Origin of the sequence: Thalassovita gelatinovora, from assembly GCF_001458355.1 — a bacterium.
Lineage (GTDB): Bacteria > Pseudomonadota > Alphaproteobacteria > Rhodobacterales > Rhodobacteraceae > Thalassobius > Thalassobius gelatinovorus.
This window is the reverse complement of the sequence record NZ_CYSA01000026.1, coordinates 1-23,854: the sequence shown is the minus strand read 5'-3', so window position 1 is coordinate 23,854 and position 23,854 is coordinate 1. Positions and strand designations below refer to the sequence as shown.

28 protein-coding genes are annotated in these 23,854 nt (G+C 57.9%); 13 read left to right on the top strand and 15 right to left on the bottom strand.

All coding sequences use genetic code 11. The annotated features are described in order from the left end of the window. Window positions 1-16 precede the first annotated feature (16 nt). Window positions 17-1,432 carry a dihydrolipoyl dehydrogenase family protein gene (locus TG4357_RS14015; protein ID WP_058263533.1) on the bottom strand — a complete coding sequence of 472 codons (1,416 nt, stop codon included), beginning with the start codon at window positions 1,430-1,432 and terminating at the stop codon, window positions 17-19. After that, complete coding sequence (locus TG4357_RS14010) at window positions 1,432-2,169, bottom strand: TVP38/TMEM64 family protein (RefSeq protein ID WP_058263532.1); 738 nt, start codon at window positions 2,167-2,169, stop codon at window positions 1,432-1,434. Before TG4357_RS14010 ends, TG4357_RS14015 begins: the two co-directional genes overlap by 1 nt. A 288-nt stretch (window positions 2,170-2,457) precedes the next feature. Here TG4357_RS14010 and rpmH point away from each other — a divergent pair, with 288 nt between their 5' ends. From rpmH to yidD, 3 genes are read left to right on the top strand one after another with little or no spacing between them, the layout of a single operon-like run. Then, on the top strand, window positions 2,458-2,592 hold the full coding sequence (rpmH, locus tag TG4357_RS14005) for a 50S ribosomal protein L34 (RefSeq protein WP_058263531.1): 135 nt from the start codon (window positions 2,458-2,460) through the stop codon (window positions 2,590-2,592). A 22-nt stretch (window positions 2,593-2,614) separates the two neighbouring features. Beyond that, window positions 2,615-3,034, top strand: a complete 420-nt coding sequence (rnpA, locus tag TG4357_RS14000; RefSeq protein ID WP_058263530.1) for a ribonuclease P protein component — start codon at window positions 2,615-2,617, stop codon at window positions 3,032-3,034. Then, complete coding sequence (yidD, locus tag TG4357_RS13995) at window positions 3,031-3,294, top strand: membrane protein insertion efficiency factor YidD (protein WP_058263529.1); 264 nt, start codon at window positions 3,031-3,033, stop codon at window positions 3,292-3,294. Before rnpA ends, yidD begins: the two co-directional genes overlap by 4 nt. A gap of 22 nt (window positions 3,295-3,316) precedes the next feature. Here the strand turns inward: yidD and TG4357_RS13990 are convergent, their stop codons facing one another. Continuing rightward, complete coding sequence (locus TG4357_RS13990) at window positions 3,317-3,646, bottom strand: hypothetical protein (protein WP_058263528.1); 330 nt, start codon at window positions 3,644-3,646, stop codon at window positions 3,317-3,319. Window positions 3,647-3,841: 195 nt separating this feature from the next. Further along, a complete protein-coding gene (locus TG4357_RS13985) occupies window positions 3,842-4,501 on the bottom strand; it encodes a ferritin-like domain-containing protein (protein ID WP_058263527.1) in 660 nt (219 codons plus the stop codon). Between the two features lie 267 nt (window positions 4,502-4,768). On the opposite strand from TG4357_RS13985, the gene ttcA reads away from it, so the two are divergent. The 5 genes from ttcA to yihA all read left to right on the top strand — a co-directional run bounded on the left by ttcA (window position 4,769) and on the right by yihA (window position 10,539). Then, entirely contained in the window at window positions 4,769-5,638 is an 870-nt protein-coding gene (gene ttcA / locus TG4357_RS13980; protein ID WP_058263526.1) for a tRNA 2-thiocytidine(32) synthetase TtcA, read from the top strand. Window positions 5,639-5,698: 60 nt separating this feature from the next. Next, the gene (locus TG4357_RS13975) at window positions 5,699-7,219 is read left to right on the top strand and encodes a putative bifunctional diguanylate cyclase/phosphodiesterase (RefSeq protein WP_139193566.1); all 1,521 of its coding nucleotides are present in this window, start codon (window positions 5,699-5,701) and stop codon (window positions 7,217-7,219) included. Between the two features lie 112 nt (window positions 7,220-7,331). Continuing rightward, window positions 7,332-9,143, top strand: coding sequence for a membrane protein insertase YidC (gene yidC, locus TG4357_RS13970; protein WP_058263525.1), 1,812 nt, complete (start codon window positions 7,332-7,334; stop codon window positions 9,141-9,143). Beyond that, the gene (locus TG4357_RS13965; protein ID WP_058263524.1) at window positions 9,140-9,889 is read left to right on the top strand and encodes an MOSC domain-containing protein; all 750 of its coding nucleotides are present in this window, start codon (window positions 9,140-9,142) and stop codon (window positions 9,887-9,889) included. The genes yidC and TG4357_RS13965 overlap by 4 nt, the downstream gene beginning before the upstream one ends. After that, the gene (gene yihA, locus TG4357_RS13960; RefSeq protein ID WP_058263523.1) at window positions 9,889-10,539 is read left to right on the top strand and encodes a ribosome biogenesis GTP-binding protein YihA/YsxC; all 651 of its coding nucleotides are present in this window, start codon (window positions 9,889-9,891) and stop codon (window positions 10,537-10,539) included. The genes TG4357_RS13965 and yihA overlap by 1 nt, the downstream gene beginning before the upstream one ends. 52 nt (window positions 10,540-10,591) lie before the next feature. On the opposite strand, the gene TG4357_RS13955 is transcribed toward yihA, so the two are convergent. Further along, a complete protein-coding gene (locus tag TG4357_RS13955; protein ID WP_058263522.1) occupies window positions 10,592-11,326 on the bottom strand; it encodes an SDR family NAD(P)-dependent oxidoreductase in 735 nt (244 codons plus the stop codon). A gap of 116 nt (window positions 11,327-11,442) precedes the next feature. On the opposite strand from TG4357_RS13955, the gene argB reads away from it, so the two are divergent. Genes argB through TG4357_RS13935 form a run of 4 tightly spaced genes read left to right on the top strand, consistent with a single transcriptional unit; the run spans window position 11,443 to window position 14,284 of the window. Beyond that, window positions 11,443-12,306: an acetylglutamate kinase gene (gene argB / locus TG4357_RS13950; RefSeq protein ID WP_058263521.1), complete on the top strand. Its 864-nt coding sequence runs from the start codon at window positions 11,443-11,445 to the stop codon at window positions 12,304-12,306. A gap of 60 nt (window positions 12,307-12,366) precedes the next feature. Beyond that, window positions 12,367-13,161: a sterol desaturase family protein gene (locus TG4357_RS13945; protein ID WP_058263520.1), complete on the top strand. Its 795-nt coding sequence runs from the start codon at window positions 12,367-12,369 to the stop codon at window positions 13,159-13,161. Beyond that, a complete protein-coding gene (locus tag TG4357_RS13940; RefSeq protein ID WP_058263519.1) occupies window positions 13,158-13,796 on the top strand; it encodes a hypothetical protein in 639 nt (212 codons plus the stop codon). Before TG4357_RS13945 ends, TG4357_RS13940 begins: the two co-directional genes overlap by 4 nt. Further along, a complete protein-coding gene (locus TG4357_RS13935) occupies window positions 13,793-14,284 on the top strand; it encodes a SixA phosphatase family protein (RefSeq protein ID WP_233487508.1) in 492 nt (163 codons plus the stop codon). The genes TG4357_RS13940 and TG4357_RS13935 overlap by 4 nt, the downstream gene beginning before the upstream one ends. On the opposite strand, the gene TG4357_RS13930 is transcribed toward TG4357_RS13935, so the two are convergent. After that, window positions 14,281-15,159 carry an EamA family transporter gene (locus tag TG4357_RS13930; protein ID WP_058263925.1) on the bottom strand — a complete coding sequence of 293 codons (879 nt, stop codon included), beginning with the start codon at window positions 15,157-15,159 and terminating at the stop codon, window positions 14,281-14,283. The genes TG4357_RS13935 and TG4357_RS13930 overlap by 4 nt on opposite strands. 86 nt (window positions 15,160-15,245) lie before the next feature. On the opposite strand from TG4357_RS13930, the gene TG4357_RS13925 reads away from it, so the two are divergent. After that, complete coding sequence (locus TG4357_RS13925; protein WP_058263518.1) at window positions 15,246-15,740, top strand: MarR family winged helix-turn-helix transcriptional regulator; 495 nt, start codon at window positions 15,246-15,248, stop codon at window positions 15,738-15,740. A 113-nt stretch (window positions 15,741-15,853) separates the two neighbouring features. Here the strand turns inward: TG4357_RS13925 and TG4357_RS13920 are convergent, their stop codons facing one another. From TG4357_RS13920 to TG4357_RS13880, 9 genes are all read right to left on the bottom strand, one after another. Continuing rightward, window positions 15,854-16,645, bottom strand: coding sequence for an amino acid ABC transporter ATP-binding protein (locus tag TG4357_RS13920; protein ID WP_058263517.1), 792 nt, complete (start codon window positions 16,643-16,645; stop codon window positions 15,854-15,856). Window positions 16,646-16,656: 11 nt separating this feature from the next. Further along, the gene (locus TG4357_RS13915) at window positions 16,657-17,946 is read right to left on the bottom strand and encodes an amino acid ABC transporter permease (RefSeq protein WP_058263516.1); all 1,290 of its coding nucleotides are present in this window, start codon (window positions 17,944-17,946) and stop codon (window positions 16,657-16,659) included. A gap of 1 nt (window position 17,947) precedes the next feature. After that, window positions 17,948-19,195, bottom strand: a complete 1,248-nt coding sequence (locus TG4357_RS13910; RefSeq protein ID WP_058263515.1) for an amino acid ABC transporter permease — start codon at window positions 19,193-19,195, stop codon at window positions 17,948-17,950. Window positions 19,196-19,319: 124 nt separating this feature from the next. Further along, window positions 19,320-20,336 carry an amino acid ABC transporter substrate-binding protein gene (locus TG4357_RS13905; RefSeq protein WP_058263514.1) on the bottom strand — a complete coding sequence of 339 codons (1,017 nt, stop codon included), beginning with the start codon at window positions 20,334-20,336 and terminating at the stop codon, window positions 19,320-19,322. A 221-nt stretch (window positions 20,337-20,557) separates the two neighbouring features. Then, entirely contained in the window at window positions 20,558-21,271 is a 714-nt protein-coding gene (locus TG4357_RS13900) for an ATP12 family chaperone protein (protein ID WP_058263513.1), read from the bottom strand. Then, window positions 21,268-21,954, bottom strand: a complete 687-nt coding sequence (locus TG4357_RS13895) for an HAD-IA family hydrolase (protein WP_058263512.1) — start codon at window positions 21,952-21,954, stop codon at window positions 21,268-21,270. The genes TG4357_RS13900 and TG4357_RS13895 overlap by 4 nt, the downstream gene beginning before the upstream one ends. After that, entirely contained in the window at window positions 21,951-23,006 is a 1,056-nt protein-coding gene (locus tag TG4357_RS13890) for an RluA family pseudouridine synthase (protein ID WP_058263511.1), read from the bottom strand. Before TG4357_RS13890 ends, TG4357_RS13895 begins: the two co-directional genes overlap by 4 nt. Continuing rightward, entirely contained in the window at window positions 23,003-23,380 is a 378-nt protein-coding gene (gene crcB / locus TG4357_RS13885; RefSeq protein WP_058263510.1) for a fluoride efflux transporter CrcB, read from the bottom strand. Before crcB ends, TG4357_RS13890 begins: the two co-directional genes overlap by 4 nt. Window positions 23,381-23,533: 153 nt before the next feature. Beyond that, window positions 23,534-23,854 (bottom strand): electron transfer flavoprotein subunit alpha/FixB family protein (locus tag TG4357_RS13880; protein ID WP_199484655.1); only part of this gene is annotated, 321 nt, incomplete at its 5' end.

Genomic DNA, 23,854 nt, shown 5'->3' with positions numbered 1-23,854 from the left:
TTCTCCGTCACACGGATCACGGTAGCAGCTTTTGCAGCAGCCGGACGACCCGCTTGACCTTTAGGTTATCAAACAATCTTGGAGAGAAATAGGCACCTGCGACGCGCTTGTTAAGCTCTGCAATGGTCGGATATGGCGCAATCATCGCGGAAATGCCCGACATCTTGATTTTATTGGCGATGGCCAAAGACCATGTCGCGATCAATTCGCCCGCTTGATACCCGACAATCGAGACCCCCACCGGGCGGCCCTTGACCACCATCACCTTGATCAGCCCCTTGTCTTGTCGGAGCGCGATGGCGCGGTCGTTATGGCTGTAGTCGAACCGGGCGACCTCCATCTTGTCGCCATAGCGGTCGCGCGCCTGCGCTTCGGTCAGACCGACCTGGGCGATTTCGGGGTCGGTATAGGTGGCCCAAGGGATATGAGCGGTCGACACCTTGGCCGGCAGACCAAACAGCGCCTGCTTGATGATCAGCCCGGCATGATATCCCGCGACATGAGTGAATTGCAGCCCACCCGCCACGTCGCCGATCGCAAAGACCTTGCGATTGCTGGTGCGCAAACTGCGATCGACCTTGATCCCCGCCCGTGTGGTTTCGATCCCAGCCTTTTCCAGATCGAGCGTGTCGATATTCGGCTTCCGTCCCACCGCAACCAACAGATGCGACCCGGTGAACGTGCCTTTTGGCGTTTCAACGCTAACCTCTCCGTCCCAACCGGAAATCTGCTGCGCCGCTGCGCCTTCGACAATTTCGATACCTTCGGCACGCAGGTTTTCCAATGCGATGGCAGCCAGTTCGGGATCGTCCTTCCCCAGCGCGGTCATGCCTTCGATCACCGTAACCTGACAGCCCAGACGACGATGCGCCTGCGCCATTTCCATGCCAATGGGACCGCCGCCGATGATCAGAAGGTGATCGGGCTTGTCGCGCAGATCGAACAGGGTTTCATTAGTTAGATAGGGCACCTGATCCAGACCGGGAATCGGTGGTACCAAAGGCGACGACCCGGTTGCGATCACGATGCGCCGGGCGGTGATTTCGGTATCGCCCGCCCGGACCGTGCGCGGCCCGGTGAAATGGCCATATTCACGGATCACCCGAACGCCAAGACCTTCGAACCGTTCCTGACTGTCTACCGGCGCGATCTGCTCAATCACGCGCAACACGTGATCCTTGGCTGCGGCATAGTCGATATCTGGCGCAACTGGCGTGATCCCCATCGCGGCCCCTGCCCCCATCGCATGGGCGGCATGTCCAGCCGCCAGCAGCGCCTTGGATGGTACGCAGCCGTAATTGAGGCAATCGCCACCCATCTTGTGGCCTTCCAGCAAGGTCACATCGGCCCCCATCTGAACCGCACCGGCGGCAACCGACAACCCGCCGGACCCGGCACCGATGACCAGAAGGTCGGTCGTGATATGTGCCATCAAATTCCTTTCCGGCCACGCAGGGCCTTGATGATAACCGGAAGCAACGCCAGCGCACATAGCCCCAGCAACGGCAACAGAATCGCAGGTTCGAAAAACACGCCCAGATCAGGGGTTTCACCGCGCGCGAACACCTCGCCCAGACCGGCACCGACCGAGGTGAAAACCAGACCGGCCGGAATGATGCCGAAAAAGGTTGAAACCAGATAACGCGATAGCGGCACTCCGACCAACGCAGGCACCAGATTAGCGACAAAGAACGGCACCGCCGGAACCAGCCGGATCAGAAACAGCATCGACCACTGGTTTTCGTCGATTCCGTCCTTGATCCGCTTCACGGTGCCGGTACTGGCCTCCATCCGGTCGGCCAACCGGTCGCCGAGACCCCATTTTGCCGCCAAGAAAATCAAGGCCGCGCCGATGGTCGAAGCCGTGACATTGAACAAAACACCGGGGAAGATGCCGAACAGGAACCCGCCCGTCAGCGTCGAAATCGCCGATCCCGGCAGGGAAAAGGCGACAATCGCCACATAAGCCGCCATGAAAAGCAAGACGCTGAGCACAAAATTCTGGTCACGAAAATTCAGCAGCGTCTGGCGGTTTTCCTGCAATGCATCAAAAGACAGGTAGTCGCGCAGATACACCGCGCCCAGAACCGCCACCGTGGCAATGGCAATCATTGGAAGGTAATGCACCGCATGGCGGCGGGGCGTTTTTTCGGAACCGGGTATCGTCATTGGGGCGCTTCTCTGTTTGTGTGAAGAGCAAGATGCGCGTTTCACCACCGATTTGACAGGCACTTCACAACGGCTTGATCCCGCAGCATGAAAATCGTGTATATTCCGCGCTGAATCGGGCTTTTGTAACAATTGCGACGGCGCCGCGCCGGTTTCTTCAGGTTTTTTGTTGCAAAAGCCCGATCTGGTATTTGACTTGTCGGAAACTCCCCCCTATAGGACGGGCTTCGGATATATCGGGCCGGGCGAATCCGCTCGCCAAGCCACAGTTGAATTGGAGACGGAGCGATGAAACGCACCTACCAACCCTCGAACCTGGTTCGCAAACGGCGCCACGGTTTTCGCGCGCGCATGGCCACCAAAGCAGGCCGCAAAATTCTAAATTCGCGTCGCGCCCATGGCCGCAAGTCGCTGAGCGCTTAAGCTCAGCCGATTTGATGGACAGATGACACCGCCGGAGGCCCCTGTGAATGGCGTTAGCGCCGACACCGGGATCACCCCCTCGGCGGTTTCTGTTTGCCTGTCTACCTTGCAAAATCGCCCCGATTTCTTGCGTGCCGCCCGTGCGCGCAGGCAAGGCACCGGCGGCATGATGGTGCAGGCGCGCGAACGCAGCAAGGACGAGCCGACGCAGGGCATCCGCGTCGGCTTTACCTGTTCGAAAAAGGTCGGCAATGCAGTAGCGCGCAACCGCGCCAAACGGCGGCTGCGCGAAGTGGCGCGGCAAATCCTGCCGGATCAGGGCCTTGAGGGCTGGGATTATGTGCTGATTGGCAAGGCCGAGGTCACAGCGTCGCGCCCCTTTGATCAACTCAAAAGCGATCTTATCTATGCGCTGAACAAGCTGCATCAGGATCGAAAATGACCCCGCTCGCCTATATCGCCGCCCTGCCCGTGCGGGCCTATCGGTTGATCTTCAGCCCTTGGGTCGGTTTCAACTGCCGCTATCAACCCACCTGTAGTGCCTATGCGCTGGAGGCACTGGAAAAGCACGGCGCAGTCAAGGGCAGTTGGCTGGCCGCGAAACGGATCGGACGCTGTCATCCCTTGGGCGGGGATGGGTATGACCCGGTGCCGGGCTGCGATCCCGAACACGATGCGAAACACAACAAGGATCAGGCCTGACCAGCAGTGGAAGCGACCGGGATCAGGACACCAGCTTGTTCTTCAAAATCCAGTTGCCTGCCCCCCAGTTTTCGAACCGAGCGTCCCCCACCGTGCCAATCGCGACGTTGTCCAGCCCGATTTCGGGGATAATCAGAATCCCGTAGGTAAAGGCCCCTTCCAGATTGCCGGAGTCCGAAAACAGCCCGATTTCGTTCTTGCGCCAAGCCACCGTCCCATTGGTCGCCCCCAGAAAGTCGGGGGGATAACAACGCCATTCTTCGATGCCGGGTGCGGCCCCGATCTTGATATGCAGCTTGGCCGCGCGGCCTTGCGCCTCCAAATCGAACGAAAAACTTGAAACAGATGCCATTTTCGTACCCCCATGAATTGCCACCCAACCGCAGGACGGCACCGATGCGGATACGTTAGCCAAATTTTTGCGCGGAAAGATTGAGCCAAATCAACCCGTGACAATAGAAGTGGAAGCCCGAGTGGTCGTCTCAGTTTCGGCTGAAAAAGAAGGCCGACATTGCTGGCCGGCCTTCTTGTTTCTGGCCCCTAGGATTCAGGCCAGCAACAGGGCATCTTGGAACGCTTCGAGGTGATTGGCCGACCCCGCCAGCAAGTTTTCGTAAACATTGGCAAGCGCGGTCCCTTCGACCGCGTCAGCCGCGTCGGCGATATCGACGATGTCTTTCTTCTCGATCGCCATGCCGACTTCGAGCGCGGCTGTGACCGACTCGCTCCCTTGCAAGATCAGCGTGTCGTACATGTCTTGCAACTCTGCGTCGGCAAACGTGCCACTTTCTTCGTAGATGAATTCATCCACGTCCAGACCGATTCTTTCAGCCTGGTTGATCAGCGCGTTGAAATGCTGATCTTCGGATGCCGCGATATTCGAAAAAATGCTTAGCCCGTAGAGATCATAGAAGGCCTCATAGACATCACCGGCAAGCTTTTCCTCTTCGATCATGAAGATCAATTCGCTGATCGCTTCGTCGCTATAGCTGGCCGAAACGGTATGCCTGTCTGTCCCGCCGGTCCAGAACCCCATCGCGCCGGCATTTTTGTCGGCAAAGAGCGATTTAACTGTCGTTTCGCTGTCATAGATTACAGAAACGGTTTGCAAACTCGTGTCTTCGATTTGCTCGATTTGATTGCTGGACCTGCCTGCCCCGCCTCCGAAATCTTTACCGTATTGATACTGGAACTTAGCTTTCACCATTATCTTTCCTTATATTGGCGCGCGTTTCACTCATTCAAAAACATTCCAAAATTGATATGTAAAATTCAGCAGGGAAGCAAGAGCGCCGGATACATTCCAGCCGTTTCCTGCCAACGAGCAAGCCAAACCCCGCCCGAACCTTTGCAACAAAGGCTGCTTTCGTGTCGAAATCCCGACATCACCCTGCCCCTGCAACCAGATGCGGCCATAGAAGCGAGGCACGCGTGGCCCCTTGCCCGACTGATCCATTTCTTCTAAAGCCAGCCCATGCTTGACGATGCAGATGAAATTCACCCGCTGTTTCACAGCGCGCCGCAGACAACGGAGTTCAAAAAACTCCGCAAGCGGATCGTGCGTTATACCCGCGAAGCGGTCGAACAATATGGCATGGTGGAAAAGGGTGCCAAGTGGCTGGTCTGTTTGTCCGGCGGCAAGGACAGCTATACCTTGCTGGCAGTGCTGCACGAACTGAAATGGCGCGGGCTGTTGCCGGTCGAATTGCTGGCCTGCAATCTCGATCAGGGCCAGCCGGGATTTCCCGCAACCGTGCTGCCGGAATTTCTGGAAAAAATGCAGGTGCCGCACCGGATCGAATATCAGGACACCTATAGCGTCGTGATGGACAAGGTGCCGGCAGGGCGGACCTATTGCGCGCTGTGTTCGCGGCTGCGGCGCGGCAACCTTTACCGCATCGCGCGCGAAGAAGGCTGCAGCGCGGTGGTGCTGGGCCATCACCGCGACGACATTCTGGAAACCTTTTTCATGAACCTATTTCATGGCGGACGGCTTGCCACCATGCCGCCGAAACTGGTGAACGAAGAAGGCGATCTGTTCGTCTATCGCCCGCTGGCCCATATCGCCGAAGCCGATTGCGAAAAATTCGCCCGCGCGATGAATTATCCGATCATCCCCTGCGACCTGTGCGGATCGCAGGACGGGTTGCAGCGGCAACAGGTCAAACAGATCCTCGATCAGTGGGAAAAGAACAGTCCCGGCCGCCGACAAGTGATGTTCCGGGCGCTGATGAATATCCGGCCTTCGCATATGCTTGACCCGAAATTGTTCGACTTCGCCGGATTGACGTTGGGGAATGGTAAAATTGACCAGATTTCTGACGTTATTCCCAAGCTTCGTTAAGCCCCTCTTGAGGTTCTCGCCCTAGCCTTTCCGCACGTTTTGCGAAAAAGGGCCTTTATCATGCAGCACATCCCGCAGGCGATGGACGGATTGCGCCGCAAGCTGCGCAGTGCGCTGACCGGGCCTCATATCCTGGCCTTTCTTCCCGCAGTCGTGCTGGGAGCCTTCTGGTTGGGCGGCGAAACGTGGCTGTTGATCGTATCGCTGGGATTGCCGGTGCTTTTTGGCATCGCGGGCGGGTTCAGCCAATGGCGTCCCGCACTGATCAATGACAGCCCGCCGCAATTGCCCGATCTGCTGCGTGACAGTCTGGCCCGGACCCGGCGCAAGGATCTGCATCTGGGCTGTTTCCTGCTGGCGCTGGATGATTTCGACAGGCTGATCGACCATCACGGGCGCAGCGTTGCCCATCGTATTTCCGGTCGGATGGTCGACCGGATCGGATCGGTTTTGAGACAAGGTGACTTTGTGCTGCAACGTGATGCCGGGGAATACGCGGTTGTTCTGGCACCGGTGCGCCAGATCGATCTGGAAACCGCGATACAATTGGCCCGCCGCCTGCAGACTGCGGTCGAGGACCCGATATCGGTCGACGCCAGCAGCGTTTATATTTCTTGTTCCATTGGGTTCGTGCTGGACGCTCAGATCGGCACGCTGCATTCCGATGACCTGCTTGATGCTGCCGAAGCGGCGCTAGACGATGCCCGCAGCAACGGTCCCTCGGCAATCCGCAGCTATGCCCCGGGTATGAAAACGGTGCATCGCGGCCATGTTGAAGTGACCCAAGATATCGAACGGGCGCTGGAAAACGGCCAGTTTCACCCGTGGTTCCAACCCCAGATTTCGACCGATACCGGGGAAGTCACCGGGTTCGAGGCGCTGGCGCGCTGGATCCACCCCCGCCGCGGCGTGGTGCCGCCGTCGGAATTCCTGCCGCTGTTGGAGCGCTGCGGATTGATCGAAAACCTGGGCGAGGTGATGCTGACCCAGTCCCTGCTGGCGCTGGCCAAATGGGATGCCGCCGGGGTCGATGTTCCTAGGATCGGGGTCAATTTCGCCTCGGCCGAATTGCGCAATCCGAAACTTTCCGACCGGGTAGCTTGGGAACTGGACCGGTTGGACCTGGCCCCCGGTCGTCTGTCGGTTGAAGTCTTGGAAACCGTCGTTTCCGCCTCGCCCGACGATGTCATCGCGCGCAATATCAATGCGCTTGCGCAACTGGGCTGCATTGTCGATCTGGATGATTTCGGCACCGGTCACAGTTCGATCGCATCGGTGCGGCGCTTCGATGTCAAACGGATCAAAATCGACCGATCCTTCGTGATGAAGGTCGACAGTGATCCCGAGCAGCAAAAAATGGTCGCCGCGATTCTGACAATGGCGGACCGTCTGGGATTGGAAACCGTCGCCGAAGGGGTGGAAACCGCCGGGGAACACGCCATGCTGGCGCAGCTTGGCTGCACCCATGTTCAGGGCTTTGGAATTGCCCGTCCGATGCCGTTCGACCAGACCCTGGACTGGATTCGCAGCAATGACATAAAACGCAAGAATACCCCCCGGATCGGACGTCGCACCGGCTGAGCCCCGTTGAAACGCCGCAGATGAGGCGGTATTGGGTGAATCCGCTTGACCTTTGGGGCCGCACTCTGTTGAACCGGCACCGAAGAATTCCAAGGACAGGCACGCACCCCCGATGGACGATCAGAACAAAAACCTCATCTTGGCAACCGCCCTCAGCTTTGCCGTAATCCTGGTATGGTTCCTTCTGTTTCCCCCGCCAGAACAGGATGCCGCCGACCCCAACGCTGCCGTGGCAACCCAACAAGCCCCCGTCACCGGCACCGCGCCGACGGTCGCACCAGCCGGCACCGCAACCACAGCCACCACTGCCGTGGCTGAAGCCGGTGCTGATGCGCCGCGGCTGACCATCGACACCGCGCGCCTGGCCGGATCGATTTCGCTCAAGGGTGGGCGGATCGATGAATTGCAGCTGAAGGATTACCGCGACACGTTGGATTCGAATTCCGGCAATGTCGAAGTGCTGGCACCGCTGGGAAGCGACCATCCCTATTACGCGCTGTGGGGCTGGGCCCCGGGTGCAGGGGTTGGGCTGGATCAGGTACCTGGTGCCAATACCATCTGGTCGCTGGAAAGCGGCGACACGCTGTCGACCGACACGCCGGTAACCCTGACATGGGACAATGGCGCAGGCCTGACCTTCCGTCGCGAAATGGCGGTAGATGAAAACTACATGTTCTCGGTCCGTCAGAGCGTGCAGAATAACGGCTCTGCCACCGTGACATTGGCACCTTACGGCGTGATCGCCCGCCACGGTGAACCGCAGAGCGACAAAAGCTCGCCCATCGTGCACAAGGGATCGATCTCGATGTCCGATGGTGAATTGAACGAAACCAAGTACAAGAAGATCACCAAGCTCGATTACAACGAACGCGAAGGATCGCTGGCCGAAGTCGTCCAAGTGACCGAAGCAGGTTGGGTTGGGTTCACCGATCACTATTGGATGTCGACCCTGATTCCCGCCGCTGGCACAGCCTTCAAATCGGTGGTGAAATACGACGAGACCCGCGATGTTTATCAGACCGAAGCGGTGCTCAAGACCTTGACCATGGCCCCCGGTGAAACCATTGAAGCGGATATGCGTCTGTTCGCAGGGGCCAAGGAATGGGAAACCATCCGTACCTACGAAGACGAAGATAACGTCACCCGTTTCATCGATTCGATCGACTGGGGCTGGTTCTTCTTCTTCACCAAACCGATCTTCTGGCTGCTACACACGCTCAACGGGCTGATCGGGAATATGGGTTGGGCAATCATCGGCCTGACCATCGTGATCAAGGCGATCGTCTTCCCTCTGGCCTATAAATCCTACGCTTCGATGGCGAAGATGAAGGAATTGCAGCCCAAGATGGAAGAGATGAAAAAAGCCGCTGGCGACGACCGCCAGAAGGTGCAGCAGGGCATGATGGAACTGTACAAGAAGGAAAAGGTGAACCCCGCCTCGGGCTGTTTGCCGCTTCTGATCCAGATCCCGATCTTCTTCTCGCTCTACAAGGTGATTTCGGTCACGATGGAACTGCGTCAGGCACCTTGGTTGGGTTGGATTCGCGACTTGTCGGCGCCCGATCCTAGTTCGATCCTGAACCTGTTCGGTCTGCTGCCTTTTGCAACCCCGGATCAGAACTCGATTCTGGCGATCATTTCTCTGGGCGTGCTGCCGATCCTGCTGGGCGTATCGATGTGGTTGCAGCAGAAACTGAACCCGGCCCCCACCGACCCGGCACAACAGATGATCTTTGCCTGGATGCCTTGGGTGTTCATGTTCATGCTGGGCAGCTTTGCCAGCGGTTTGGTGTTGTACTGGATCACCAACAATACGATCACCTTCATCCAGCAATATTCGATCATGCGCTTCCACGGCTTCAAACCGGACGTGTTCGGTAACATCAAAAGCAGCTTCAAGCGCAAAAAACCGGCGGACAAATGAGCCACCTGGCCCATATCGTCCGTCATCCGATCAAGTCGGTCGGATACGAGGTATTGCAAAGCGCGCCCCTGTCAGAGGGGCGCGTTCTGCCTTTTGACCGACATTGGGCCGTGGCGCATGAAGCAGCCCGATTCGATGGACGGCCAACCGAATGGATGGCCAAAGGCAATTTCATCCGCGGTGTGGCGGGGCATCCGCTGATGGCAGTCAAAGCAGCCCTGAACGAAATCAATGCAACCGTGACCCTGGCCCATCCAGAGGCCGAGACCATCACGGTACAACCGATAGAGGACGGCCCCGCCCTGATCGACTGGCTGCGCCCGTTCTGGCCCGACAATCGACCGGCCCCGACCCAAGTGATCAGCCTGAAAGATCAGGCAATGACCGATGTCCCCGACCCCTATGTCGCGATTCTGAGCCTCGGTTCGCTGCAGGCACTTGGGGACAGAATGGGGCGTGACCTGTCGATTCACCGTTTCCGGGGCAATCTGTGGACCGAAGGCTGGCCCCCTTTCGCCGAATTCGACCTGATCGGGAAAACCATTCGGATCGGTGCTGCCGAACTGAAGGTAGAAACCCGCATCACCCGCTGCCAAGCGACCACCGTAAATCCCGAAACAGGCCATTGCGACGCCGATACATTGGCCGCGCTGAACGCCGCCTATGGGCATCAGGATTTTGGTGTCTATGCCCGGGTCGTCAAATCGGGCACGGTAACGATCAATGACATGGTGGAGACCCTGTAATGCAACTGCCCTTCCCCCTTGCCGATGACCCCGATGAAATCAGCACCGAAAAAGGCCGCAAGCTTTTCGCCGGGCAGACCGATTTCCTGAAAGGGGTCGTGGCGATGTCCGGCCTGCCACCCTCGGACCGGCTTGAAGTCTGTTTCGCCGGGCGTTCCAATGTCGGAAAATCTTCCCTGATCAACGCACTGACCGGGCGCAAAGGGCTGGCGCGGGCGTCCAACACGCCGGGGCGGACGCAGGAAATCAACTTCTTCACCGTCAATGACGACCATTATCTGGTCGACCTGCCCGGCTATGGCTTTGCCAATGCGCCGCTGGCAGTGGTGGAAAAATGGCAAAAATTGCTGAAACAATACCTGTCGGGCCGCCAGAACCTGCGCCGCGCCTTCGTTCTGGTGGACGCGCGCCACGGTATCAAACCGGTGGACGAAGAAATCATGTCATTGCTCGACAGTTCCGCCGTCACGTTCCAATGCGTTCTGACCAAAGCTGACAAAATCAAGGCGCAAGATCGCGACGCGGTGCTGAAACAGGTGCGTGAAAAATTGGCGAAACACCCGGCAGCATTTCCCGAACTGATCCTGACATCGAGCGAAAAAGGCGACGGCATCGCCACCCTACGCAGCACCATCGCCTCGCTGATCTGATGGGATCACCTGTTACGGGGCTCCGGACTGCCGGTGCCTCCGCTCAGGCCGCTCAGACGTGTTGACCACCGTTCACTTCTATTTCAGTGCCCGAGATATAAGACGACGCATCGGTACACAGGAAATAGATCGTATTGGCCACCTCGTCGGTATGGCCCAACCGGCGCAACGGAATGTCTTCGATCATCTTGTCTGTGCCGGGCGACAGGATGTCGGTTTCGATTTCACCCGGCGCAATCGCGTTGACCCGCACCCCCAGAGGGCCGAAATCGTGGGCCATTTCGCGCGTCAGCGCCGCCAGCGCCGCCTTGGACGTGGAATAGGCCGCCCCGGCAAAGGGATGCACCCGGTAGCCCGCAATCGATGTCACATTGACCACGGCCCCCTTGGCTGCGGCCAATTCTTCGCGCAGACCGCGTGCCAGCACCACCGAGGCAAAGAAATTCACATGGAAGACATGACCCCAGGTCTTCAGGTCGGTGTCGAGCGTGTTCAGCCGCGCACCGCCTTCGCCTTTGGGTGAAATCCCGGCATTGTTGACCAGCGCGTCCAGACGCCCATCGAGTCGGTCACGGATCACCTCGACCTTCTTGATCGTGTCGGAAGGATCAGACAGGTCAATCTGCACATGGTTTTCTTCACCTCCGCCCCAAGGGCATTCCTTGGGAAACGGGGCCCGCGAACAGGTGATGACCCGCCAACCGGCGCGGTTGAACCGTCGCACCGTAGCATGGCCGATGCCCCGACTCGCTCCCGTCAACAAAAGCGTTTTCTTATACTGTTCCATTGATGCCGCCTCAAACTGTGCCAGCAGACCCTAGCATTCGCATGGCCAAGCGCAACGGGACACTTGGCTTAACGATACGAAGCCGGTAACACGGGACCCGGCTAGGGATGGATCACATGAGAAAGCAAAGCATGAATCGCGACTGGATCGCCACCGCCCGGACCCTGTCCGAGGCTCTTCCGTATTTGCAGCGCTTTACCGGGGCGATTGTTGTCGTGAAATTCGGTGGCAACGCGATGGGCGACGACGAAGCGATGGCGGATTTCGCCCGTGACATCGTTTTGATGCGACAGGTCGGGGTCAACCCGGTCGTGGTGCATGGCGGCGGTCCGATGATCAATAGCATGCTGGACAAACTTGGCATCCAAAGCAAATTCGTGCGCGGCAAACGGGTCACCGACAAAGCTACTGTCGAAGTGGTCGAAATGGTGCTGGCAGGGCTGGTCAACAAACGAATCGTGCAGGCGATCAACGACGAAGGTGGCCGCGCCGTAGGCATCTGCGGCAAGGATGACGATCTGATGGTCTGTGAAGCGGACGATCCGGAACTGGGTTTTGTCGGCAAGCCGGTCGAAATGAACGTGCAAGTGATCCGTGACCTTTACAACGCCGGTATCATCCCTGTGATTGCGCCGGTGGGTACTGGCGTGAACGACAACGAAACCTTCAACGTCAATGGCGACACCGCAGCCGGGGCCATAGCCGGAGCATTGCAAGCCGACCGCCTGCTGCTTTTGACCGACGTACCGGGGGTCAAGAACAAGGATGGCGAGGTTCTGACCGAAATGACATCGGAACAGGTGCGTGCGCTGATTGCTGACGGCACCATTGCCGGTGGGATGATCCCGAAAACCGAAACCGCGCTCGATGCGATCGAAAAAGGTGTGCGCGGGGTGGTAATTCTGGACGGGCGAGCGCCCAACGCCGCATTGCTGGAACTTTATACTGAACATGGTGCCGGGTCGTTGATCCGCGGGTAAGGTATTTATTTTCCGGAATATGTCTATTGCCAGACTCTCCAGAGGGCTTAGATTGGGCCTATGGAAAACGAAACCATCATTCGGCTGTCTGCCTTTCTGGGTCTGTTCGTGCTGTTTGCCCTTCTCGAAACGCTCGTCCCGCGCAAAACGCGCACACAGGCTTTGACGAAACGCTGGGCGACCAATTGGGCGATGCAGATCATCGACGCTGTGGCACTCAAGACGCTGGCCTTGGTGTTGCCGTTGCTGGCGGTGGGTGCGGCGATAGATGCCGGGCAGAATGGTTGGGGGGTCTTCAACCGGATCGAGATGCCGGTCTGGGCAGAAGTCGTGCTGGCAATCCTCATTTTCGATCTTGCAATATGGTTTCAACACCTGATCACCCATAAAATACCGATCCTGTGGCGGTTTCACCGGGTCCATCATGCCGACCGCGATATCGATGTCACCACCGCGATCCGTTTTCATCCGGTAGAAATCGCCTTTTCAATGCTGCTGAAAATAGGATTGGTTTATCTGATCGGGCCGTCTGCTGTAACAATCATCCTGTTCGAGATCATTCTCAATGGCACTGCTTTGTTCAACCACGCCAATCTGCGTCTGCCTCTGGGGTTGGATGCAATTATGCGGCTGGTGCTGGTCACGCCGGACATGCACCGGGTGCATCATTCGGTACTCCGGCAGGAACATGACAGCAATTATGGCTTTGCCTTGTCAATCTGGGACCGGGTTTTCCACACTTATATCGCGCAACCGCAAGCGGGCCATGACGGCATGACTATCGGCCTGCAATGGCAGGATGACAGACCCACCAGACTTGGCTGGGCGCTGGCCCTGCCGTTTTTCCGCAAATGACGCTGGCCGCGCTGGAAACCCGCGCCGATGAACATGCGCTGGCTATTTTCGGGGCGTTGCATCCGACCGATCTGGATGGGATCGCAACGCTGGTCCTGCTGGGACCGCGCGAACCCGGCTTCTGGTCCGAATTTCGCCAAAGCCCTGAGTATCGCGATGACAGGTCCCATGCGATGGACCGCTGGTCGACCCGAGTGATCGGGTCCTTGGCGGATGAGTTCGGGGCAACGGCATATTTCCCCTTTGACGGCCCGCCCCATCGCCCCTTCTACCGCTGGGCGCTGGACAGTGGCCAGGCTTGGCAATCCCCGGTTCAGCTGCTGGTGCATGATAAGGCGGGGCTTTTTGTGTCCTACAGGGGCGCATTGGGCTTTGCCGATCGGTTGCCGATGTCCCTTCGTTCCGCGGCATCTCCCTGCGACAGCTGCGCCGACAAGCCATGTCTGTCTGCCTGCCCCGTCGCAGCCCTTTCAGAGCAAAGCTATGACGTGCCAGCCTGCAAGTCTTTCCTGCATACGGATGCGGGAATCGATTGCATGACCGGTGGCTGCCTTGTTCGTCGCGCTTGCCCGATCAGCCAAGGCTCTGGCAGGCTGCCTGAACAATCGTCCTTCCATATGAAAGCGTTCCTGTGACCCTGCGACTGATCCTGATGCGTCATGCTAAATCCGGTTGGGATGACCCCAGCCTGTCCGACCATGAACGGCCGCTGAACAAACGCGGACGACAATCGGCCACGGCGTTGGGGGTTTGGCTGCGCCGGGAGGGCTATTTTCCCGACTTGGTGCTGTGTTCGGATGCGGTCCGCACCCGGGAAACTTTGGACCGGTTGAACCTAGAAACCGAAGCCCGGGTCCTGTCCGCGCTTTATCTCGCTCCGCCTGGCATCTTGTTGCAGCACCTACATCAGTCGGAACAGATGCCCACCGTTCTTATGATCGCTCATAATCCCGGTATCGCGGCATTCGCGGCGGCGATGATCGCTGCACCGGGGGATACCGATTTCCGTCGCTATCCCACCGGTGCGACCAGCGTGATCGACCTGCCAATTGCCGACTGGGAAAGGGCGAAGACCGGCAACGGCAGTCTTGCTGATTTCATCATCCCGCGCCAACTGATCTAGGCCTTGGCCAGCCCAAACCGCACCACGCCGGGGCGCTGTGCCCGCTGACCGGCCCAGATGCTGACCAGAACGATGGCAACGCCTGCGATCTGCAACGCTGACAATCCCTGCCCCAGCACCAGCCAACCCAGCAAAACCGCGCTCAGCGGGCTAAGAAAGCCCAATCCGGTAATCGCCGCCGGTCCCAGCCGGGCAATGCCACGAAACCATAGGTAATAGGTCGCAGCCGCCCCGATAACGCTCAGCCAGGCAAGACCGATGGCAACATCAAAATCGGGTCGAGGGAAACCGGGCTCCAGCACGATCGCGACAGGCAGCAAGATCAACCCTCCGGCGGTCAATTGCCACGCCGCAAAGGTGACCGGCGCAACCGGCGGCTGCCATTTGCGGCTCAGCACCACTCCCGTCGCCATCGAAGCCGCCCCGATCAATGCGGCGATCACGCCGAACGCATCCAGCCGCGCATCAGGCCCAAGGATCAGCAAGGCAACACCAATCATGCCAGTCAGTGCCGACCCCACGCCCATCGCAGTTACCCGGTTGCCCAGCAACAGATGCGCCAGACCCAGCACGATCAAAGGCTGTACGGCCCCCAAAGTCGCCGCGACGCCGCCGGGCAGCAGGTAGGCCGCCACGAAAAGAGCCGCCCAGAAGATCGAAAAGTTAAGCGCCCCCAGCAGCAGCAGGCGACCAATCCAGTCACGCCCCGGCAATTGCCGTACCAGCGCCAAAAGGATCAACCCCGCCAGCAGGGCGCGCAACATCGCGATGGTCAGCGGAAAGCCATCAGGCATCAATTCGGTGATGACGATATAACTGCTGCCCCAGATCAACGGAGCCAGGCCGGTCAAGGCCAGATCGGTGTGTCGTGACATATCAAACATCCAGTCCATTTTATCTCGACGTCAAGATATATTGAAAAACCTTGACGTCAAGATATAATTCGGAAAAACTGCTAACCATGGATCATGTCGATAAAATTCTGGCCCAATGGAGGGTCGAACACCCGGAATTCAAATTACGCGCCATGGGGGTGTTGGGGCGGATGAGCCGATTGACGACTCATCTGACACAAGGGCTGGATCAGGTTTTTTCCGCTTATGGCCTAAACGCGGCCAGCTTCGACGTTCTGGCCACCCTACGCCGTTCCGGCGCGCCTTATGCGTTGACACCTTCGCAATTGATGGATTGGACCATGGTCACTTCGGGAACGATGACCAACCGGTTGGACCGGCTACAAGCGCAGGGGCTGATCGACCGCAAGAAATCGGATCAGGATGCCCGCAGCGTGGTGGTGCAGCTGACCCCGCAGGGTTTGGACCTGATCAATGACAGCGTTACCAAGCATGTCGCAAATCAGAATCGTCTGGCTGCTGCGCTGAATCCTGAAGAACAGGAACAACTCGACCGGCTATTGGCCAAATGGCTTGCTGCCTTCGAAGCCCCTGAGGGGTAATCACCCGCAAAAGCCCTTCGGGGGTCGAACCGGCCCATGCACAAATAAAAAAGGCGCGCCTTGTAGGGCGCGCCCGGTGGGAAGCGACGAACGCCCCCCGATCTCGCTAGACTTCAGTGCCCAAGGATCTGGCTCAGGAACAGCTTGGTCCGCTCGCTTTGCGGGTTGTTGAAGAACTCTTCCGGTTCGTTCTGTTCCACGATCTGGCCCTGGTCCATGAAGATCACCCGGTTGGCGACCTGCCGCGCGAAACCCATTTCGTGGGTCACGCAAAGCATGGTCATGCCTTCCTCGGCCAGCTCGATCATGGTGTCGAGCACTTCCTTGATCATCTCGGGGTCCAGCGCCGAAGTCGGTTCGTCGAACAGCATGATCCGCGGCTTCATGCACAGGCTTCGGGCAATCGCCACCCGCTGCTGCTGACCGCCCGACAATTGGCCGGGATATTTATCAGCCTGTTCGGGGATCTTGACCTTTTCCAGGAAATGCATCGCTGTTTCGATCGCCTCTTTGCGGGGCGTCTTGCGCACCCATATCGGTGCCAGCGTACAGTTTTCCAGAATCGTCAGATGCGGGAACAGGTTGAAGTGCTGGAAACACATCCCCACTTCCGATCGGATCTTGTCGATATTCTTCAGATCCGAGGTCAGTTCGGTTCCGTCCACCACGATACGTCCCTGCTGGTGTTCTTCCAGCCGGTTGATGCAGCGGATCAGGGTCGATTTCCCCGATCCCGAAGGGCCGGCGATCACGATCCGTTCACCCTGATTAACCGTCAGGTTGATGTCACGCAGCACGTGGAATGCCCCGTACCATTTGTTCATTCCATTGATTTCGATGGCGACCTCATCCGAGACCTGCATCTTGGAACGGTCGATTTTACGGTCGGTTGCAAGATCAGACATATGCGATCTCCTTACTGATGGTCGGTTCTGAGCTTGCGCTCGAGATACATGGAATAACGGGACATGGAGAAACAGAAGATGAAGAACAGCAAAGCGATAAAGCCATACAATTCCCAAACAACCCCGTTCCAATCCGTATCCGCGCGGATAGCGTTCGACAGACCCAGCGGGTCCAGCAACCCGATCACGGATACCAGCGTTGTATCCTTGAACAGGCCGATAAAGGTGGACACGATACCAGGGATCGAGATCTTCAACGCCTGCGGCATGATGATCAGCCGCTGCGCCTGCCAGTAATTAAGGCCCAGAGAATCGGCCCCCTCATACTGACCCTTCGGCAAAGCGGCCAGACCACCCCGGATCACTTCGGCCATATAGGCGGATGCAAACAGGGTCGCCATGATGATGACCCGCATGATGATGTCGAAATTGGTTCCCGGCGGCATGAAGATATTCAACAAGGTCGACGCCACGAACAGAAGCGTGATCAGCGGCACCCCGCGGATGAATTCGATAAATCCCACGCAAAGCGATTTCAGGATCATCAAATCGGACTGACGGCCCAAAGCCAGAACGATGCCAATCGGCAGCGAACAGGCGATGGCGACAATACCGATGGTAATCGACAACATCATGCCACCGAATTTCCGGCTTTCCACGGCTTCCAGACCGATCGACACGGTACCGCTTAGCAAATCCACCACGACCGGTGCAAGAAACAGCCACCAAATCAACGCCGCAGCAACCCCCACGATCAACCCGGCGAGGCTCCCGGCGGCTTTGACCACCGCGCCATAGACAAAATAACCGATCACAAAGCCAGCAGCCGCAGCCAACGGGCCCCAGATTGATCCACCCCACAAAAGCCAAGGCATCAGGAACGGGAACGCGGCAGTAAAATAGACCAGCTTGGCCGGAACCTTTTCCGCAAACAGAACCGGGGCCAAAGCAACCGCAAGCAACACAAAGGTCAATATCGGGCGCCAGTACAGTTCAGACGGATAGAACCCGAACAGCAACTGCACCCATCGATCCCGGATCACCCCCCAGCAGGCCCCTTCGTGGCCAGCCAGGATTTCGCGGCATTCGGTCAAAGACGTCGCCCCCCATGTCGGCGATACGGCCCAGCTCAGGAACCCCCCCGCCACAAAGAAGATGAACAAAGCCGACACCACGGTCAGAATTGAATTCAGCCATCCCGAGAACAGATTTTCCCGCATCCAACCGACGATCCCGACCGACGTGGACGGCGGTGCCTGCTGCTGCAACATTTCGGTGCGGACAAAAAATACGTCGCTCATATTATCTCTCCACCAGTTTGACACGGTTGTTGTACCAGTTCATCACCAACGAAATGCTCAGACTGATCAACAGATAGATCAGCATGCCCAGCAAAAGAGTTTCCAGCTCTCGGCCGGTCTGATTCAGAGTGATGCCCATCAATGTACCGGTCAGGTCCATATAACCCACGGCGATCGCCAGCGATGAATTCTTGGTTAGGTTCAGATACTGCGAAATCAGCGGCGGGATGATCACCCGCAACGCTTGCGGCAGGATCACCAGACTCATGATTCGATTGGACCGCAGACCCAATGCAGCGGCGGCTTCGGTTTGGCCCTTGGAAATGGCCAAAATGCCCGCACGTACGTTTTCCGCAATGAAAGCGGCCGTGTAGAGCGACAAAGCCAGCCACAGCGCAATCAGCGAATTGCGCATATGGGTCCCACCCCTGAAATTGAACCCCTTGAATTCGGGATATCCGAGATAGAACCCCAGCGTCACCAGCACGACAAGAACCGGCACCGCCACAGCGGCCAAGCTCAAGTACCAAGTGGTCGGTCGGATGCCGGTTTCTTCTTGTATGCGATGCGCCCGCTGGTTGATCTTATGGCGGACAAATAGGCCCAACGCCAATGCGATCAGGAAAGCAATCAGGTCCAACGAAATGTCGAACCGAAAACTGGACGCCCCGAACAGGTGGATATCGCCCAAGCTGCGGGAAAACAGTGGCTCGGGAACATAAATGCCACGGTTGGTGACCACAACGGCACCGACGTCGACCCCCTTGAAGGATCTTGGCACCGGCAGCGTTTCGATCAGGATCGCCATGGTGAACACGATCCACAAAAGCACCGGCACATTGCGGAAAGTTTCCACATAAACCGTCATAAGCTTGGAAATCAGCCAATTCTTGGACAGCCGCAGAACGCCGATGATCACGCCTAGAATTGTCGCCGTGATACAGCCCATTACTGCCACCAACAGGGTGTTCAGCAGACCTACAAACGAGGCACGCAGATGGCTGTTTTGATTGTCATAATCGACTAGGCGCTGGTTGATATCATAGCCGGCAGCTTCTCCGAGAAAGCTAAAACTCGGTTCTTTTCCGAGATCCAGCAGGTTTTGAGCGGTATTGTTGACCAGCCAGCCGATCAGCAGCATGAATCCGATCAGGGCGACGACCTGAATGGTCATCGATCGATACCGGGTGTCGTAAATCAGCATAGATAGCCGAAACGACTCCTTGGGAGGGTCGGTAAGTGTTGTCATTTGGGATGTTCCCCGTCATTCGACCTTATTGTTTTCAATGGCCTCAAGGGCCGATGGTCGATCTTGTCAGACTGATAGTTGGAAAAAGGGCGCGACCTATGCCGCGCCCTTCAGTTTTATAATATTACCGGAACGGCGGAGCGTAGAGCAGACCACCTTCGGTCCACTGTGCGTTCAGACCACGCGCCAGACCGATTGGGGTGCTTTCACCGATGTTCTTTTCGAACAGTTCACCATAGTTGCCGCCCGCCATGATGGCGCGCTTGGCCCAGTCGACATCCAGCCCGAGCATTTCGCCCAAGGTGCCTTCGGTGCCCAAGATACGGTTGATTTCCGGGTTATTGGTACCAGCCGACAGTTCAGCAATATTGGCCGAAGTGATGCCCAGCTCTTCAGCGGCAACCAGCGCGTTCAGCGACCAGCGCACAACGTCGCCCCATTCATTATCACCGTGACGGACCAGCGGACCTAGCGGTTCTTTCGAAATGATTTCCGGCAGAACGACATAGTCGCCCGGGTTTTCGAAAGTTGCGCGCGTCGCGGCCAAGCCGGAGGCGTCGGTGGTGTAAACGTCACAGGCACCAGCGAGGAATTGCTGCTGACCTTCGGCGTTGGTTTCGATCGGAACCGGCTCGTAGCTGATGTTGTTGGAACGGAAGAAATCCGCCAAGTTCAGCTCGGTGGTGGTGCCGGTCTGGATACAGACGGTTGCCCCGTCCAGTTCCTTGGCCGACGACACGCCCAGTGCCTTGGGAGCCATGAAGCCCTGACCATCATAGTAGTTCACGCCGATGAAATCGAATTTCAAATCGACATCACGAGAGAAGGTCCAAGTCGTATTGCGGGCGAGCATGTCGATTTCACCCGAGGCGAGCGCAGTAAAGCGTGTTTTCCCGGTGGTCGGGACAAATTCGACGGCGTCCTTATCACCAAGGACAGCTGCGGCAACCGCACGACAGACGCCAACATCAAAGCCTTCCCAATGGCCGTTTGCGTCAGGCGCTGCGAAACCGACCAGACCGGTGGTCACACCGCAATTCAGTTTGCCGCGTGCTTTCACATCGTCGAGTGTCCCGGCTGCCGCGACACCAGCTGCAAGGCCAGCAACGGTAAGCGCGCCAAGAAATACGGATTTTTTCATGTTTACCTCTTCCTGATTGTCCGCCCTGTAGTTGAGCGGTTTTCGATCCCTACTCGGAATCGAGGACGAATATGACAGGTCGTTTCCCCGTCAGTGACCAAAGTTTGGGCGAATTCATCTCAAAAGGTCAAGTAACACTTCACCAAAAGAAAACGCTACAAAGGGTTTCCGCGAGGGAAAGATCACATTTTTTCCCATTGCAGAGCTCATAAGGCGTCAGATCATGCAGGCGAGCTGAGATCGAAGAAGCGCTTTGCGTGCAGAAATTCCTGCCGCTTATACTCGGCCTGTGCTGCGGCTTCTTCGTCGACGCCCCATTGTTCGGCCTGCCATGTTTCATCCACCCGCGAGACCTGCCAAATATACTCTGTTTCACTGAAGTTCCGCACCGCCGCAAAGGCTAGGATCAGAGATCCGGACATACTCACAAGGTCGTGAAATGCCGCCAAGCGGAAATCGTCCAGCTGCTGCACCAACTGCTGCATCTGGGTCAAATCTGCTTGACTTTGGACCACCGGCATCACCCCCGACACGACCTGCAACTGAATGCCCAGATTTTGAGCAGCCCAGTCCAACACCGGGTCCCAGGCGTCCGCCTGCCGCGAAATCAGTGCTTGCGGGTGGGTCGCGCGGTAGCAAAGCAAATCCGAACCGCCATATTCGGCCAGCATTTCGGCAACCGCATCATGCTGCACCGCCACTTTGTCCAGCGCCGAATTCGACATCCGGGTAAATGGCATGACCGATGGGTCGATTTCGGCCTCCTGCGCATCCCATTCGGATGCAACCGCTTGGGCCAATTCCTGCGTGGGCAACACCATCAACCGCTTGGCAGGGGTTCGCACCGGACGTCCGTCCAATGCCACCTGCCAGCCGTTTTCGACCGGTTCCGGCGTGGCCTCTTTCCAGAAACGCTTGGGTTTAAGGATGCTCATTGCTTGCTCTCCCAAATACGTTCGATTGCGCCGGGCAGAGCGCGGGCATCATAGATTACGTCATCGGCCCGCCCCACCAGATCTTCGGCCCGATGATAGCCCCAGCCGACAGCTAGTGCCCTGACCCCGGCTGCCCGCGCCATGTCCATATCAAAGCTAGTATCTCCGATCATTACCGCGTTTTGCGCGGCCACCCCGGTTTCAGACAAGGCCGCCAGAATCATCGCCGGATGCGGTTTCGACGGGTGATGATCTGCAACCTGCTGGGTCAGAAACAAATGTTCCATGCCATGCCCGGCCAAAAGCGCATCCAGCCCGCGCCGGGATTTGCCCGTGGCAACCCCCAATAGATAATGATCAACCGCCGACAGTTGATCCAGAACTGCGCGGATATGCGGGTAAAGTGGCGAACTTATCTGTGATCCCTGCGCCCCGCGCAGCGCCATATAGGCCGCCTTATAAGCGTCGACCAATCGGGCATAAACTGCGGCGTCCAGACCCGGCACCAGCTTCGGTATTGCCACGTCAAGCGACAGGCCGACAATGCCAAGAATCGCATCGCGCTTGGGAACAGCCATCCCTTCAGAAGCAAAGGCGCTGGTCATCGAGGCAACGATATCGCCCTGACTGTCCACCAGCGTTCCATCGACATCAAACAGGATCAACCGAAGCGCATCGCTCATTGCAGGGTCTCGAAAGGATCGTCGGCAGCCAGATCTTCGGTCCAGCCGAAGGTGTCCCAGCTGTGTTTCATATGTTCGGGCAAAGGTGCGGTGATCGTCACCGCTTTTTTCGTCACCGGGTGAAGGAAAGTCATGCTGCGGGCGTGCAGATGCAGCTTCTTGCTGATCACCCCGCCCAGTTGCGCGCCCCATCCATCGCCCATATTTTCCTGTCTGGAACCGCCATATTTGCCGTCGCCGATAATCGGATGACCGATTTCGGCCATATGCGCGCGCAGCTGGTGGGTCCGCCCCGTCAGTGGCTCCATCGCCACCCATGACGCCCGCCCGGCAACCCGGTAAAGCGTGGCATAAAGCGTATGCGCCCGTTTGGCACCGGGGGTTCTGTCGATGTCGTGCGGATGCACGCAAACCATCTTTTCACCCTCGCCCTTGGCACCGTGCCCCCCCGCCTTGACCAGCCCGTATTTGACCTCGCCTAGATAGGGGGTTGGCACCCCGGCCACCAAGGCCCAGTAAATTTTGCGGGTCTGCTTGTGCCGAAGCGCCGCCGTCAATGCCTGCGCCGCCGACCGGGTGCGCGCCAGCAGCAACACGCCCGAAGTATCCTTGTCCAGCCGATGCACCAGCCGCGGCTTTTCCTCCATCCCGAATTTCAGCGCTTCGGCCAAACCGTCAACGTGGCGGGTCTGTTTGCTGCCGCCCTGGGTTGGCAAGCCGGCGGGTTTATTCAGCGCGATGATATCGTCGTCGCGATACAACACACAGGATTGGATCAGTTTTTCGTCCTCTGGCGACACCGTGGACGGTCTGGGTCTGGCCGCCGGCTTCGGCATATCTTCCGGGTCCGGAATTGGCGGGATTCGCACCTGTTGCCCGGGTTCCAGCCGTGTCGATGCCTTGACGCGGCCGCCATCGACACGCAATTCGCCTTTGCGGCACATCTTTTCGATCCGGCCTTGGGCCAGATGCGGAAACAGCCGTTTCAGCCAACGATCAAGCCGCTGATCGCCATCTTCCGGCCCCACGGTCAAGGTTTGTACAGCACTCATGTCAAAGCCCACCGCATCAGATTTACCCCGGCCACCAGCGCCATCAACGACAGCCCCACCGACAGCCCGACATAAAGCGCCGCCTGCCCGACCGCGCCGCGTTCATACAGCGTGAAGGCTTCCAGCGAAAAGGCCGAAAAGGTGGTGAATCCGCCCAGAACACCGGTCATCAAGAACGGGTTGAGATGGCTCATTCCGCGCTGGCCAAGAAAGACCAGCAGCGCGCCCATGATCCCCGATCCGAGGATATTGACGAAAAGCACACCCAAAGGAAAACCGGGCCCCATCAGCTTGAAGATGGCGACACCGGAAAGATAGCGCAGCGTTGCGCCGAATGCGCCCCCTAGGGCGACTTGAAAAGCCGTGTTCAACATGCGGCCTCTCCTGATCTGCTACCACCGGATTGTCAAGTTTTCATAGCCGGAACAGGCAAATCAGGCAAAACCGGGCAGCAAGGAACGGCGGGCCTTCGCACATTTTTTTGATGCGATATGTGCGATTTGCAGCGCCAAACGCTACAGATCGCCTCAGAGCTTCCCGGTCAGTTCCGGCACCGCCTGGAACAGGTCGGCCACGAGGCCGAAATCGGCAACCTGGAAGATCGGCGCTTCTTCGTCCTTGTTGATCGCCACGATCACCTTGGAATCCTTCATCCCGGCGAGATGCTGGATCGCGCCGGAAATGCCGACCGCGATGTAAAGATCCGGGGCCACCACCTTGCCGGTCTGCCCGACCTGCCAATCGTTCGGGGCAAAACCCGAATCGACCGCGGCGCGCGACGCCCCGACAGCGGCGCCGAGCTTGTCGGCCAGCGCTTCGATGATCTTGAAATCGTCTTCCGACCCGAC